This window comes from Streptomyces sp. NBC_01352 (assembly GCF_036237295.1).
Lineage (GTDB): Bacteria > Actinomycetota > Actinomycetes > Streptomycetales > Streptomycetaceae > Streptomyces > Streptomyces plumbiresistens.
Window position 1 is genome coordinate 10,144,189 of record NZ_CP108354.1, and the last position, 14,416, is coordinate 10,158,604.

General features: G+C 67.6%; 10 protein-coding genes. 3 read left to right on the top strand and 7 right to left on the bottom strand.

Annotation, left to right across the window (positions count from 1 at the left end):
- Window position 1 precedes the first annotated feature (1 nt).
- The 7 genes from OG252_RS46555 to OG252_RS46585 all read right to left on the bottom strand — a co-directional run bounded on the left by OG252_RS46555 (window position 2) and on the right by OG252_RS46585 (window position 10,801).
- Window positions 2-1,066, bottom strand: coding sequence for a family 43 glycosylhydrolase (locus OG252_RS46555; RefSeq protein ID WP_329344056.1), 1,065 nt, complete (start codon window positions 1,064-1,066; stop codon window positions 2-4).
- A complete protein-coding gene (locus tag OG252_RS46560) occupies window positions 1,063-3,702 on the bottom strand; it encodes a GH116 family glycosyl-hydrolase (RefSeq protein WP_329344058.1) in 2,640 nt (879 codons plus the stop codon). The genes OG252_RS46555 and OG252_RS46560 overlap by 4 nt, the downstream gene beginning before the upstream one ends.
- A 433-nt stretch (window positions 3,703-4,135) precedes the next feature.
- Window positions 4,136-4,978 carry an ABC transporter ATP-binding protein gene (locus OG252_RS46565; protein WP_266445492.1) on the bottom strand — a complete coding sequence of 281 codons (843 nt, stop codon included), beginning with the start codon at window positions 4,976-4,978 and terminating at the stop codon, window positions 4,136-4,138.
- A 1-nt stretch (window position 4,979) separates the two neighbouring features.
- Window positions 4,980-6,755: a dipeptide/oligopeptide/nickel ABC transporter permease/ATP-binding protein gene (locus OG252_RS46570; RefSeq protein ID WP_329344060.1), complete on the bottom strand. Its 1,776-nt coding sequence runs from the start codon at window positions 6,753-6,755 to the stop codon at window positions 4,980-4,982.
- Window positions 6,752-7,702: an ABC transporter permease gene (locus tag OG252_RS46575; RefSeq protein WP_266445496.1), complete on the bottom strand. Its 951-nt coding sequence runs from the start codon at window positions 7,700-7,702 to the stop codon at window positions 6,752-6,754. Before OG252_RS46575 ends, OG252_RS46570 begins: the two co-directional genes overlap by 4 nt.
- Before the next feature lie 31 nt (window positions 7,703-7,733).
- A complete protein-coding gene (locus OG252_RS46580) occupies window positions 7,734-9,122 on the bottom strand; it encodes an ABC transporter substrate-binding protein (protein WP_266445498.1) in 1,389 nt (462 codons plus the stop codon).
- Window positions 9,123-9,655: 533 nt separating this feature from the next.
- Complete coding sequence (locus OG252_RS46585) at window positions 9,656-10,801, bottom strand: LacI family DNA-binding transcriptional regulator (RefSeq protein WP_329344063.1); 1,146 nt, start codon at window positions 10,799-10,801, stop codon at window positions 9,656-9,658.
- Between the two features lie 231 nt (window positions 10,802-11,032).
- Here OG252_RS46585 and OG252_RS46590 point away from each other — a divergent pair, with 231 nt between their 5' ends.
- The 3 genes from OG252_RS46590 (at window position 11,033) to OG252_RS46600 (ending at window position 14,395) form a co-directional block, all read left to right on the top strand.
- Window positions 11,033-12,409 carry a GH1 family beta-glucosidase gene (locus tag OG252_RS46590; protein ID WP_266445504.1) on the top strand — a complete coding sequence of 459 codons (1,377 nt, stop codon included), beginning with the start codon at window positions 11,033-11,035 and terminating at the stop codon, window positions 12,407-12,409.
- Between the two features lie 235 nt (window positions 12,410-12,644).
- Complete coding sequence (locus OG252_RS46595; protein WP_266445506.1) at window positions 12,645-13,319, top strand: ThuA domain-containing protein; 675 nt, start codon at window positions 12,645-12,647, stop codon at window positions 13,317-13,319.
- The gene (locus tag OG252_RS46600; RefSeq protein ID WP_266445509.1) at window positions 13,304-14,395 is read left to right on the top strand and encodes a Gfo/Idh/MocA family protein; all 1,092 of its coding nucleotides are present in this window, start codon (window positions 13,304-13,306) and stop codon (window positions 14,393-14,395) included. Before OG252_RS46595 ends, OG252_RS46600 begins: the two co-directional genes overlap by 16 nt.
- Window positions 14,396-14,416 lie beyond the last annotated feature (21 nt).

The following is a 14,416-nucleotide window of genomic DNA, read 5'->3' on the forward strand; positions in this document are numbered from 1 at the left end:
GTCAGTCGTAGTCCTCGATCCGCCATTCGTCGTGCCAGTCCACGAAGGCCATCTCTCCTTCGAAGCGGAGGGGCAGCCAGACGTAGTCCGCGATCGAGGTGTTGGGGTCGATCAGCTCCTGGGGGAGCACGGCGGCGTCCTCTTTCGCGTCTCCGGAGTAGCGCCTGCGCATTTCTTCCTGGATCGGCTCGGCCAGCTCGGGTGCCAGATGGGGCAGCCACCTGTCGGCCAGGGCGATGTAGAGGTCCTTCTTGTGCGGATGCTTGAACACCGAGCTGATCTGGGAGCGGTACGAGGTCCCAGAGGTGTCCTGGGGATGCGGGTCTCCCAACACGGTCCACGGGCCGTGGAAGGTCTGCGCGACCGCCACCTCCGACGGGTTGGGGGCGTAGCCGGTGGTGCCCGAAGTGATCAGGTAGTGCAGTCCGTTGCGTGTGAAGTGGGCCGGTGCCTCGCGGACGTACGGCGGGTGCGGCTGCGGGAAGTGGGTCGAGTAGTAACCGGTGACGTCCGTGTAGTCGTCCGTCAGGTCGGCGCAGATCAGCTCGCTGTGCACGCGCTCGAAGTAGTAGTACGCCTTGCCGTCGTCGGGATGGACGGCGAGGTCGAAGTCGCCGGCATTCATCCCGAGGGGGCGCAGCCCGGTGCGGACGACGCGGTAGGGGCCGAGGAAGTCGTCGGCGACGAGGACGGTGCTGGTCTGTGTGTTCCCCTCACCCATAATCTTGATCCAGCACACGTACTGTTTGGTCGCGGCGTTGAAGACGATGTGCGGACGGTCCACCTGCTGGACCGGGTGGAGGGGAGAGTTCGGATCGTCCGGCTCGGGCGGGATGATCAGCCCCCGGTCCTCCCAGTTGTAGAGGTCTGTCGAGGAGTAGCAGCGGATGCCCCAGTGCCAGATTCCGCTGCCGGGCTTCGTCTTCTCCTTGTTCTCCCCGTACCAGTAGAACGTTCCGTCGATGTAGGTGATCGAGCCGCCGTGGGCCTGGATGCGGTGGCCGGCCGTGTCGTACCAGACCTGGCCCGGTCGTATGGACGACTGGGGCGGTGGCGGTGTGGTCACTTCGAAGCCCCCTGCACGGTGTCGAGTGCGTCGACGAGCTGCCAGACGGACCGGGCTCGGGCGTAGGCCGCGTACCGGGAGATGTTCGGGTTGGCCACGAACCAGGACTCCGGTGTGGCGAAGGCATGTCCCTTGGTCGTGGCGCCGTCGTCGTAGATCCGGTTCGCCACGGCTTCGCTCATCTTCAGGGCCTTGGCGATGAGCTTCCCGTCGCCGGTCGCGCGGCCGATGTGCACGGCGGCAGCGGTCGCCATCCAGGTCGTGCCGGGCCACACGTCGGCGATCTCCGGCACGAAACGGCCGGGGGCAGGCTGGGCGTAATCCATCGGGTAGGGCTTCAAGTTCTCGTCCAGGATGATGGGCGGGCCTACGGGAACGCCGTTGGCGTCCTTGGGCGCCAGGAAGGCGTCCAGGGTGTTGTGCCAGTGCTTCCGGGCGCGCTGAAGGTCGATCAGGTTCGGCAGACCGAGCTGGGAGGCGACGCACTGGGCGTAGAACGCGTCCAGGAAGGCCGCGTCCGTCGGCAGCACCGGCTTCTTGGCGCCGAAGATGTCGCCGGTCCGCCCGTCGATGCCACCGGTGCCGTCGCAGTAGCGGTAGCGCCCGGTCTCGGGGTTCCAGAAGATCTCCTCGAACTCCTCCTTCGCCGCCGCGAGTTCGGTGTCGATCTCTTTCTGTACCGCTGGCGTGGCCTCGGGGACTCCCAGGGCTCTGGCCTTGGGGGTGAGCGTCGAGACGATCTGGAGCGAGAGGAGGTACAGCTGGCAGTTGTAGATGCCGTGCCCGTTGACCAGGAGCTGGTCGTAGGTGCTCGGCGGGTTGTTCGACGGCGGGTCCGCCGGGAGGTGGGAGCCGGGCGGGCGGAAGAACTGGGAGTGCTTCAGCGTCCGCAGCATCTGGGGGTAGCCGTAGGTCAACAGGCTCTTGTCGCCGGTCTCCTGGTACAGCGCGTACACCCGGTAGATGAGCTTGTGGAAGCAGTCCCGGAAGGCGTCGCCGCCCGCGGGATCGAAGAGCGCGCCAAGGTCGTTGGTGCCTGCGGGCGGTGCCCCGAAGATGGGCTCGGACGTTGCCGACGGGGCGCCCTGGTTGGCTCCGGTCGCGTTGATGAACGGACCCGTGTCGAACATGATCTGCTGGGGCACCCGCCCCCACCGGTCCTGCTTGGTCAGCTGCAGCCAGGCGCGCAGGCGCCCGAGTTCGATGTTGGGGAACAGCTTCGTGTACAGCAGGTACCCGAAGCTGTCGACGTCCATCTCGTTGGCCGGTGCGCCGCCGCTTCCGGCGTCGATCGTGTAGAAGAGGTGCGTACCGGGGATCTCCGCGCCCAGGCGTGGTCCGCCGGGGGCGGGAGTGATGGTGTTGCTGACCAGGCCCGCCTCCCAGAACGAGGCGTTGAAGACCATGCCGAACAGCTCGTTCAGGGCCGCTTTCCGCAGCCACACCGGGTACTTCGGGTTTTCGGCGATCGGTTTCCACCACGCCTCGACAGCGGCGAGGGAGTCGTCGTGCCGTGTCAGTTCACGCTTGGCGATGGTGAAGGCCTGCTTGAAGGGGTACGAGTTCGGGACGTAGTCGTTGGTGGCCGTCGAGGTGGCGCCGAGGAACTCGGTGTAGCGGCGCATCCAGACGGCCCGGCCCTCGGGGGCGCCGTCGTAGTACACCTGCGGGAAGTCCCAGGACAGGGCGTACCGGACGGTTGTCTTCTGGCCCGGCCGCAGCTGCGCGGTCACGGCGACGGCGCCTGCCGAGTTCGAGTCGTCCAGGGCGCTGTTCGGCAGCTTGCCCGTGGAGGAGAACGGCTTGTAGATGTCGGTTCCGTCACCGGCGCCGTTCCATGATGTGGCGTACGTCAGTTTCTGGCCCGCGGCCGGCAGGGCGGCGATGGTCCACTCCGACTTGTAGGAGTCGGGCGTGTTCGTCGGGTGGTCCGAGCCCAGCGTCACGCCGGCGACACCCGACCGGGCGTCGGTGTCGAACCGGCTGTAGAGCCCGGTGCGCGTCGTGCCCGACGGATGCGGAGAGGCGTTGGGGAAGGTGAACATCACCGAGAGGTCGACCGTCTTCGTGGTGGGGTTCGCCAGTTCCACGTCGAAGAAGGCCATCGGCATCGAGGTGCGTTCGTCCTCGCCGGCCACGATCGGCGACCAGAACCGCATGGACACCTTCGACTTGAACACGTTGTAGGTGGTCCAGCCGAACGGGTACAGCGCGGCGTAGGTGCCGTCGCCGGGGGCCAGTTGGTTCCACCGGGGGAGGACCCCGTCGAAGTCCCGCTGCGGGGCGATGTGGTCGTGCCGGGTGGTAAGGGTCTTCACGGTCGGGCCGCCCGAGGCGCCCGCGACCTGCTCACGGATGTGGAAGGCCGCCTGGGGGAGTGTGCGCATGTCCCACCAGTCCGAGGTCTGTGAACCGCCCATGCTCCATGGCCCGAAGGTTCCGAACAGGTTGTAGTGGAACGAGCCGGCGCCGACGCCGCCGAGCGGGATGCCCAGACCGGGCACGCTCATGCCGCCCGCGAACCCGCGCAGGCCCGAGGGCTGGCCGGTGCGGCACTCCGAGTCGGCCGCCGTCTCGCAGGGGCCGTCCGGTGCGGAGCCCCAGGTGCGCACGTACGCCGCCTCCGGTCCTGTCACCGCGTTCAGTGGGGACGCGTGGGCCGTCGGGGTCGGGGCGAGGGCCGGGAATCCACCGAATTCGCCTGCGGCGACGAGCCCGGCCACGGAGAGCGCGCCCCCGCGCAGGAAAGCCCTCCGCGGGAGACCTCCGCCCTCGCGTGTCGTGTTCGGTTCGGACCTGTCCTGCGGCTCCATGGCAGTCCTTTCGGGGGGTCAGTGAATCGAATGCGGTACCGATCGCCCTTGCGGCCGACGTCCGAGTCGGCGTGCAGGGCTACATGCCCCGTGTCCGCCTACCGGTGGGTAGTGCGTCCTGGGGTAGGTGTGCGTCTAGGGATGGGTGGTGCGTGTACTCAGAGGACCCGCGCGCACCGGGTCGTGGGCGGACCGTCGACGGACAGCGACGACGCCCTGGAGACGGGGTCGCCGGTCACATGCCCGTCGCCACCGCTCACGACCCGACTTTGGGAGCGGGAAGCTCCGCCACCATGGCTTCCAGGCGCTTGGCCCGCCGCAGTCGCTGCTTCTTCGGGTCCGCGACGGGGGCCGCCATCTGCAGCTTGCGTGTGTAGGGGTGCTCGGGGGCCGTCGCGACGTCGGTCGCCTTGCCGATCTCGACGATGTGCCCCTGGTGGAGGACGGCGATCCGGTCGCTCACCTCGTTGACGACGCCGAGGTCGTGGCTGATGAACAGATACGCCACGCCCGTCTCGCGCTGGATGTCCTTCAGCAGCGTGAGGACCCGGGCCTGCGTGGTCACGTCCAGGGCGCTGGTGGGTTCGTCGCAGATGATGACCGTGGGGTCGAGGGCGAGTGCCCTGGCGATGGCGATCCGCTGCCGCTGTCCGCCGGAGAATTCCCGGGGGGATCTGCGGCCGGAGTCGGCGGGGAGGCCGACGGAGTCGAGCAGTTCCCGTACGCGCGTGCGTCCGTCTCGGGACCCGGCGGCCAGCAGGGGTTCCACCAGGATGTCCTCGATCGACATCGACGGATTCAGCGAGGAGTACGGGTCCTGGAACACCACCTGGATGTCCCGCGCAACCCTGCGTCGGCGGGCCCGTGGGATGTTGCTGATGGTCTCGCCCCGGAACGAGACGGAGCCCTCCGTCACCGGCGCGAGCCCGAGGATCGCGCGGCCGATCGTCGTCTTACCCGATCCGGACTCGCCCACCAGGCTGAGCGTCTCCCCGGTGTTGAGGTCGAAGGAGACGCCGTCGATGACGGTGGCGCCGGTGGCCCGACGTCCGCCGTAGCGTACGACCAGGTCTTCGACCTTCAGAACCGTCTCTGCCACGTCACACCTCCGCGATCTCGACACGGCGTGCCGACGCGAGCAGTTCCTGTGTGTACGCCTCGTCGGGCGCCTCGAAGAGAGAGTCCACGTCGCTCCGCTCCACGATGTGCCCGTCCTTCATCACGCTGACGGTGTCGCAGAGGTCCGCCACGACGCCGAGGTTGTGCGTCACCAGGATCATCGCGAGGCCCCGCTCGTCGCGCAGTTCTCGCAACAGTTCAAGTACTTCTGCCTGCACGGTCACGTCCAGTGCGGTCGTCGGCTCGTCCGCGACGATCAGGTCCGGGCCGGAGGCGACCGCACCGCAGATGAGTACGCGCTGGGCCATGCCGCCGGAGATCTCGTGCGGGTACTGCCGGAAAACCCTCTCCGGATCCTTGATGCCGACCCGCGCGAGCAGGGCGAGCAACTCACGTTCGGCCTCGCGTTTCGTCATGGTCCTGACCGCGCGCAGGCCCTGGGTGAGCTGCGCCCCGATCGTGAAACAGGGGTCCAGATTGGACATCGGTTCCTGCGGCACGTACGCGATGCGCCGGCCGCGTGCCTGGCGCATGTGCTGCTCGCTCGCCAGCAGATCCTCGCCGTCGAGCAGGACACGCCCCCCGAGAATGACCGCCTCGCGCGGCAGGATGCCCAGCGTCGAGAACGCCATCTGTGACTTGCCCGAGCCGGACTCGCCCACCAGGCCGTGGATCTCGCCGGGGCGGACGTCCAGGTCGACGCCGTGAACGACCTCGCGTATGCCGCGCTCACCGTCCGGGTAACCGATGCGCAGGCCCCGTATCGACAGAACCGCATCCGTCGCGGGGGCAGGCCCTTCCGCGACTGCGGCAGCGCTCTCCTCGCGAATCCGCCGGACCGTCTCTCGGAGCAGGCGCGCCGAGGGTGCCTGGCGGTGCTCCGAGGACTGGAGCACATCACGCAGTGCGTTGCCCAGCAGGACGAGCGCCAACGTGCTCAGGCTGATGAGCAGGGCCGGCCACAGGACCCCGGCCTTGCTGGTGTAGATGTTGCTGAAGGAGGTCTGCAGCACTGAGCCCCAGGAGGCGGTGGCAGGGTCGCCCAACCCCAGGAAGCCGACGCCGGCCTCGATGCCGATGCCCGAGGCGATGACGAACGAGCTGTGGATGATGACCGGGGCACGAACCGCCCAGAGCACGTGACGGCCGACGATACGCAGGTCGGACAGGCCGACCACCTTCGCCGCATCGATGAAGAGCTCGGTTCGCACACCCACCACGACCGCTCTGACCAGACGGAAGTAGGACGGTGCGACGAGAAAGCCGAAGACCGCCATCGCGACGGGAATGTTGGGGCCGGTCTTGGCATAGAGCGCGAACAGGACCAGCACCGCGGGCAGGGTCATGATGACGTCGGCGACCCAGTCGGCAACGGCCTCGACCCTCCCCCGGTAGTAACCGGCGACCAGGCCGGCGGTCACTCCGACCGCCAGCGAGACGGCCAGGACGATCGCGCAGGCCAGGGCCGTCTGCCGAGTTCCCCACATCAGCCGCGACAGAATGTCCCGGCCGGAGGCGTCCCCGCCCAGGAGGTGCCCGGAACTGAACGGCGACGCGTTCACCGCCGACAACTCCGAGGTGTTGGGATTGTAGGGCGCAAGCCAGGGGCTGACCAGCCCCAGGACCAGCGCGAGCAGCAGAAAGACCAGGCAGCTCGCGGCCAGCGGGTCGGCCAGGAGCCGCCGCAGCGCCGACCGGCCCGTGACCTCCGGCTCCGGCCGTGCCGCCGCGGCCGGGACGGGTTCAGGAAGGCTCATCGCATTCTCGCTTTCGGGTTGAGCGCCGCGTTCGCGAGGTCCCCCAGCAGGTTGACGATGAGCACGATGACGATGGCCACCACGAGGATTCCCATCACCACCGGCACGTCACCCTGCAAGGACGCCTGATTGCCGGCCTCCCCCAGACCGGGCAGCGCGAAGATCTGCTCGATGAACACCGCGCTGCCCAGGAGAGCCATGATCTGCCAGTTCAGCGCCATCAGGCCGGCGCCTCCGGCGTTGCGCAGCACATGGCGGAAGATGATCCGCGACTCGCTGATCCCCCGGGCCCGCAGCGTGCGGACGAAGTCCCGGGAGAGCGTGTCGATGAGCGCCCCCCGGAACTGCGAAGCCGCGTTGGCCACCGATCCGATGAGCAGAGCGAGCACCGGCAGTGCGATGGATCTGGCCCATTCGGTGAGACCCTGCTCAGGGGAGACATAGCCGGTCGCGGGGAGGATCCGGGCCGAGACCGCGAACGCGAAGACCAGGACGATCGCGATGACGAAGGCCGGGATCGCGCCTCCCAGCACTGCCAGGAACTGAATGACCCGGTCCACCCATCCACCGCGGACGGCTGCGGTGACACCGATGAGGACACTCAGGACGGCGGTCAGGATGATCGTTAGGATGACCAGGGCGAGCGTCACCGGAACCCGTGTGGCCAGCATGCCCGTCACGGACTGACCGGTGAAGAACGACTCACCGAAGTCACCCGTGACGGCCCCCTTGAGCCAGCTCCCGTACTGCACGAGCAGCGGCCGGTCGAGACCCAGATACGTCATCTGCACCCGGACGTCGGACTCCTTGAGCTCGTTTGCTCCGATACCCAGGGTCGCCCGGGCGATCTCGTACGCGTTGCTGTACATCAGCACGAACGTGGTGAAGCTGACCACGAGCAGAATGACTACCGTCCGGCCGAGCTTCCTCAGCAGAGCACCGAACACTTTCGGCTCCCCTCAACTCATGACTGGCTGCTTACTTGAAGTCCCACAGACGCGGATTGAGGGCGTTGGCGTCGGTCGACCTGGGAACGCTGATCTTCGGGCTGTAGGCGTAGAACCCATCCGGGTACGCCATGGGAACGAACCATGCCTGGTCGATGATGTACCGGTTGATCTCCTGCTGGATCTTCACCGCTTCCTGTCCCTGGGCGCTGCTGAGCTGCTTAGTCAGCTTCGCCACGGTCGGGTCGGGCTGGTGCATGACGTTCCAGATGCCGTCGACCTTGACGTAGTCGTTGATGTCCTGGAGCGAATTGGCGTAGTTGCCGAGCGGCCACAAGGGCGCCGGGTATTTCCCGCTGAGCAGTTCCTCGACCGCCTTCGGTCCGGACAGCAGCTTCTGCTCGACCCTGATGTTGAGCACGCTCAGTTGCTGTGCGACGACAGGCACCAGCTTCTCCATGCCCAGACCCTCGAACATGGGGAACGTAAGGGTGAAGCCCTCCTCGAACCCCGCCTTCTTCATCAGCTCCTTGGCCTTGGCGACGTTGTAGGGGTACGGCTCCTTGAGGTCCTTGATGTACGCCGCCGACCCCGGGCGGAAGATCTGGTACGCCGGATCGGCCCGCCCCTGGTAGAAGTCCTCAACCATGGCCTTCTTGTCGAACACCATGTTCATGGCGCGGCGGACGTCCAGACTTCCCAGGGCCGGGATCTTCTTGCCCTGGTGGTCGGTCAGGAGCAGCCGGGTGGTGTTGCCGCGCATCCCCACGACCTTGAGGCCGGAGGCCGTCGCTTCCTTGTACATCGACTGGTCGATGAGGGTGCCGTCGATCTGCCCGGTCTTCAGGGCGTTGAGCGCCGCCGTCTGGTTCTTGACCACCTTGAGCACGAGCTTCTTGTACGGAAAGGCCTTGGGATCCCAGTAAGCGTCGTTCTTGGTGAAGGTGTACACCGACCCGGCGGTCGTCGCCGCCTGGTCGAGCTTGTACGGTCCCGAGCCGACGGGGGCCTTGTTCACGTTGCCCGCAGCGAGGTACTTCGGGCTCGCCAGTTTGAAGCCACCTATGCCGGCGAGCCCCTCGTCCGGCTTGTCCGCGGTGATGGTGACGGCGAGGGGGCCCGAGGTGGTGATCTTGAACTCGGCGAGCCTGGCCGCCTGGCCTCCGTGCGTCGCCGCGTACTCAAATGACTTCTTGACGGCCGTCGCGTCGACCGGCGTGCCGTCGGTGAACTTCATGCCGGGCCGCAGCTGATACGTCACGCTGGTGTTGTTGGAGTTCAGCTTCCAGCTCGTGGCGGCATCCGGCTGGGGCTTGCCGTGGAGGTCGTTCCGGACGAGGTCCTGGTAGACCGCTTCGGCCGACCACCCCTGGAAGGAAGGCTGGTTCGACACGTCCCAGCCCGGAATGTCAGCGGTCATTCCCAGGGTGAGCGTGTCCTTCTTGCCTCCCGGGCTCGATGCGGAGCTCGAATCGGTGCAGGCGCTGAGGGCTGCCAGGGAGGTCAGGGCCGTCGCCATGGTCAGTGATACGCGAGCAAGTCTTTTGGTGCGCCGCATGATCGGCTCCTTCGGACAGGAGAGGCATCGGCCGGATGCGGCCGTGAGAACTGGTGGAAACGTCTGCGCCCGGAATGGTCGAAGAGGCGCAATACCGGCTGAATTTCGCTCTGGAACGTTTCAAGTGGAGGCTAGGTAGGCGATGGTGATGGGTCAAGAGAGTGCGTCGCCATTGCGTGGTAACGGTTCCGTAACGCGCCCGTACTATTGGGTTAAACGAGCAGGTCGGAGCACGTGCAGCTCGATGCGATAGGCGGTGGACATCTCATGTCGGCGCACTGGTGGACGGCGAGCCCACGCGTAGCGGTGCGTCCCCCTCCGTTACGCACAGATGGTGGACCGTTCTAATTACGGAAAGGTGTGGGGAGTGCGAACCGGCCGGTTCGCACTCCGTGTCAGGCCAACCGTCGGGCGGACTTGCGCAACCGGGCCGCGCTCGTGCCACGCGGCATCAGCCGAGGGGAAACGACGTAGTGCACGGGCTGGGTCCGGCCGCTCAGCCGTTCCAGCAGGAGCCGCGCACTCATCTGGCCCGTGAGCTGGCCCGACTGGTCGACCGTTGTCAGGGAGACCCGGCCGATCGTCGAGGCGTAGACGTTGTCATACCCGGCGATGGAGATGTCCTGAGGCACCCTCAACCCACGCTCTTCCGCAGCCCGCAGGGCACCGAACGCGGCGATGTCCGCGCCGGCGAAGACGGCCGTCGGTGGCGTCGGCCTGGCAAGGGCTTCCACGGTGGCCCGGTACCCGCCTTCTTCCGAGTACGTGGTCTCGATGACGTCGGGCTCGAGGCCGTGCCTCTTCATGGCGTTGACGTAGCCGTCACATCGGGCGGTGTGGGCCAGGACGAAGGGCCTCTTGAGGCGTCCCGCCGGATGACTGGTGTGCAGGATGCGCTTGTGGCCCAGGGCCACGAGGTGATCGACCATGAGGCGCGCGCCGCCCTGGTCGTCGTCCACGACGGTGTCGTACTGGGCGGAGCCGCCGTGCCGTGCGATCACCAGGGTGGGCAGTCCCGATCCCAGTTTCTCCAGCCACGAGGTGGCCATCGCCGGCGCGATGACGATGAGCCCGTCCACCTGCCGGTCGGTGAGGGCTTCGATGCTTTTCTGTTGGCGCTCGGGGGAGAGGCCTCCGGCGACGAAGATCTCCTGGTACGGACTCGGCCCGAGTTCGTCGGCGATCCCTTCCGCGATCTCGGTCTGGAAGGGGGCCGAGAACTCGGTGAGCATCACGCCGATGGTGTAGGAGCGTCCACGCATCGCGCGGGCGCCGGCCTGGGGTCGGTAACCCAGCTTCTCGATCGCCGCGACGACCTTGGCCTTCATCTGGGGGCGGACGCCGGGGGCATCGCGGATCACGTTGGAGACGGTCGAAACCGAGACCTGCGCCTCCCGCGCCACGTCTTGAATCGTTGCACGACGACCTCTGGAAGGCTGCCGGGAAACGATGGCGTCGCCAGCGCGTACCGGTGCCGCCAGGCCATCACTGGAATCACGCACGTCGTCCAGCGCACCAGGTTCAGCAGCGTCATCTTCCACGGGCGCCATGCTACAGCCGCAGTGACGCACCGAGACGGCACAGGTCGCGATGAGCGGGGCACCGACACCTTCCTAAGGCGACCTCTCTATGGAACGATACAAAGACTGATGGTCCCGTCGAGGGGGCTCGATCCCGGAACCGAGAGCGCGTCTCCCCACGACAGCGCGGACACCCCCGCCCCGGACCGTCCTCACTGGCGACTCCGGGAAGCAACAAGAGGTAAGGACAGCATGAGCGAATTGCCCTCCCTTCCGCCCGACTTCGTGTTCGGTGCCGCCACCGCCTCGTACCAGATCGAAGGCGCGGTCCACGAGGACGGCCGCGGGCCCTCCATCTGGGACACCTTCTCCCGAGAGCCGGGCCGGGTATTGCACGGCGCCACCGGTGACGTGGCCTGCGACCACTACCACCGATACCCCGAAGACGTGGCGCTGCTGCGCGAGTTGGGCGTCGGCTCGTACCGCTTCTCCATCGCCTGGCCGCGCATCCAGCCGACCGGCTCGGGCCCGGTGAACCACAAGGGCCTGGACTTCTACTCCCGACTGGTGGACGAACTGCTGGCCGCCGGCGTCGAACCGGCCGCGACCCTCTACCACTGGGATCTGCCGCAGGCCCTGGAAGACCGTGGCGGCTGGCGGATCCGCGACACCGCGGAGCGTTTCGGCGAGTACGCGGCCCTGGTGGCCGACGCCCTAGCCGACCGGATCCCCCGCTGGATCACCCTCAACGAGCCCGGGTGCAGCGCCTTCCTGGGGTATGCCGACGCCCATCACGCCCCCGGCGCGGCCGAAGGCACCCCAGCGCTGGCCGCCGCCCATCATTTGCTGATCGGTCACGGTCTGGCGATGCGGGCGCTGCGTACCGCCGGCGTCCGGGAGGCGGGCATCACGCTCAACCTCAGCCACGTGACCGCGGCCTCCGACTCCGCCGCGGATCTCGCGGCCGCCGCACGTACTGAGACGCTGCAGAAGCTGGTGTGGACCGAGCCGCTGCTGCGCGGGCGCTATCCGGCCGCGGAGGAGGAGACGTGGGGTGAGCTGATCACCCGGCAGACCTTCCGACAAGAGGGCGACCTGGAGCTGATCTCCACCCCGATGGACTTCCTCGGGATCAACTACTACACCCCGGCCGTGGTCCGTGACGCGCCCCATCGCCAGCCCGACCCGGCCCTGCGTACCGCGACGGACTGCCGCATCGAGCACGCCGACATCCCGGGAGTCCGGCGCACCGCGATGGGGTGGGCAGTAGTTCCCGACAGTCTGCGCGAGCTGCTCGTCTCACTGCGTCACGAGTACGCGGACACCCTTCCGCCCATCCTCATCACCGAAAACGGATCGGCGGAGAACGACGTGCTGTCCGCCGACGGCCAGATACACGATCCCGACCGGATCGAGTACCTCCGCGACCACATGGCCGCCGTCGCGAACGCCGTCGCCGAAGGAGTAGACGTACGCGGCTACTACGTCTGGTCGCTGCTCGACAACTACGAGTGGGCCTTCGGCTACGACAAGCGTTTCGGGATCGTCCACGTCGACTACGACACCCTGCGGCGCACGCCAAAGGACAGCTACCGCTGGTACCAGCGGTTGATCGCGGCCCAGGCCTGACCGCCGGACCGAGCGCTTCCCGTCGGGGCCATACGCATTTCGTTGTGGTGGCCCGAGAGGCAGTACGAGCGGGCGGCGCCTCGCGACAAAAGAAGCGCCGTTCTCCGTACGTTCGGATGGCAATACGTCACTCGCCTCACCGACCTCCTGAGCAGCGGCAACACCCATTGGGGAAAACACCTGTGGGGCTCTCTTCCTCCGACCTCCGATCGCCGAGCCTGTGCGCACGGCGCCGATGGGAATGTGCAATACCTTGACCAGCGAAATCCGGCGGGCCCTTGTCGTCCGTGGCGGTTGGGACGGGCATGAGCCCGTGACGATCAGCGACAGTTTCGTCCCGTTCCTCAAGGCGCAGGGTTTCACCGTCGAGACCTCCGAAGACCTCGCGGTGTACGACGACGCGGAGCGGCTCGCTGCCACCGATCTGGTCGTGCAGTGCTGGACGATGGGGACGATCACCCCTCAGCAGCGTGACAACCTGGCCGCCGCCGTCCGCGGCGGCACCGGACTCGCCGGCTGGCACGGCGGCATCGTGGACAGCTTCCACGACCACGGCTATCACCTGCTGACCGGCGGCAAGTTCGTGACGCACCCGCCCGGCTACCTCGACCACACCTACCAGCTGTCGCCCGAGCACGCGGACCACCCGATCATCGCGGGCCTGGACGACTTCGCGATCCACAGCGAGCAGTACTGGGTCCTGACCGATGCGCGGATCGACGTCCTGGCCACGACCACGTTCCCCGCCGACGACCTGCACGACCGGCCCGCCGTCATGCCCGCGGTGTGGACCCGGACCCATGGCGCGGGACGCGTCTTCGTCTCGACCATCGGGCACAAGCCGGACGACTTCGACGTGCCGCAGGTGCGGACGCTGACCGAGAGGGGACTGCTGTGGGCGAGCCGGTGAAGCCTCTGAACATTGGGATGGTGGGCGCGGGCAAGATCAGTGGCGCCTATCTGTCGACCCTGGAGAAGCTGACGTCGGTGCGGCTGACCGCGGTCACCGACTTCGACCGAGCCCGTGCGCAGGCCGTCGCCGACCAGGTCGGATCGCAGGTCTCGGTGGCGGACTCGGTCGCGGACCTCGTCGCCCGTGACGACGTGGACGCGGTTTTGAATCTGACCGTCCCGGCCGCTCACGCCGAGGTCGCCCTGGCCGTACTCGCCGCCGGTAAGCACGTCTACGGCGAGAAGCCTCTCGCGACGAACCGCAAGGAGGCCGATGCCGTCCTGACCGCCGCCCGTGATGCGGGACTTCAGGTGGGCTGTGCCCCCGACACCGTACTGGGCACCGGAACCCAGACCGCGCGCAAGGCGGTCGATGACGGACTGATCGGCCGTCCGGTGGCGGCGACGGCCTTCATGACGTACGCGGGGCCCGAGACGTGGCACCCGGACCCGGAGTTCTACTACCAGCCCGGAGGAGGCCCGCTGCTCGACATGGGCCCCTACTACCTATCCGCCCTGGTGCACCTGCTGGGCCCGGTGGTGAAGGTGACCGGAGCCTCCTCGCGGCCGCGTGCCGAGCGGGTCATCGGCAGTGGCCCGCGGGCCGGGCAGTCCTTCCCTGTCGAAATCGACACCCACATCACGGGTGTCCTGGAGCACGCGGACGGCTCCCTGTCGACGCTGGTGATGAGCTTCGACATCAAGGCCGCGCGCCTGCCGCGCATCGAGGTGCACGGCACGGATGCCTCGCTCTCCGTACCCGACCCGAACAACTTCGACGGGTCCGTCGAGATCCACCGCGGCGACGGCTGGGACGTCCTGCCGGTGTCCGCCGGTCACGCGGACACGGGCCGTGGCGTGGGGCTTGCCGACCTCGCCGAGGCCCTGGACGCCGCGCGCCCGCACCGCGCCTCGGCTGAACTCGCCGCGCACGTCCTGGACGTCATGCTCACCCTCATGGACGCCGCCGAACACGGCCGCGCCCTCCCGGTGACCAGCACCTGCGAGCGACCCGCCCCGGTCATCGGCCTCTAGTCCAGGTGTGCTGACCGGAGT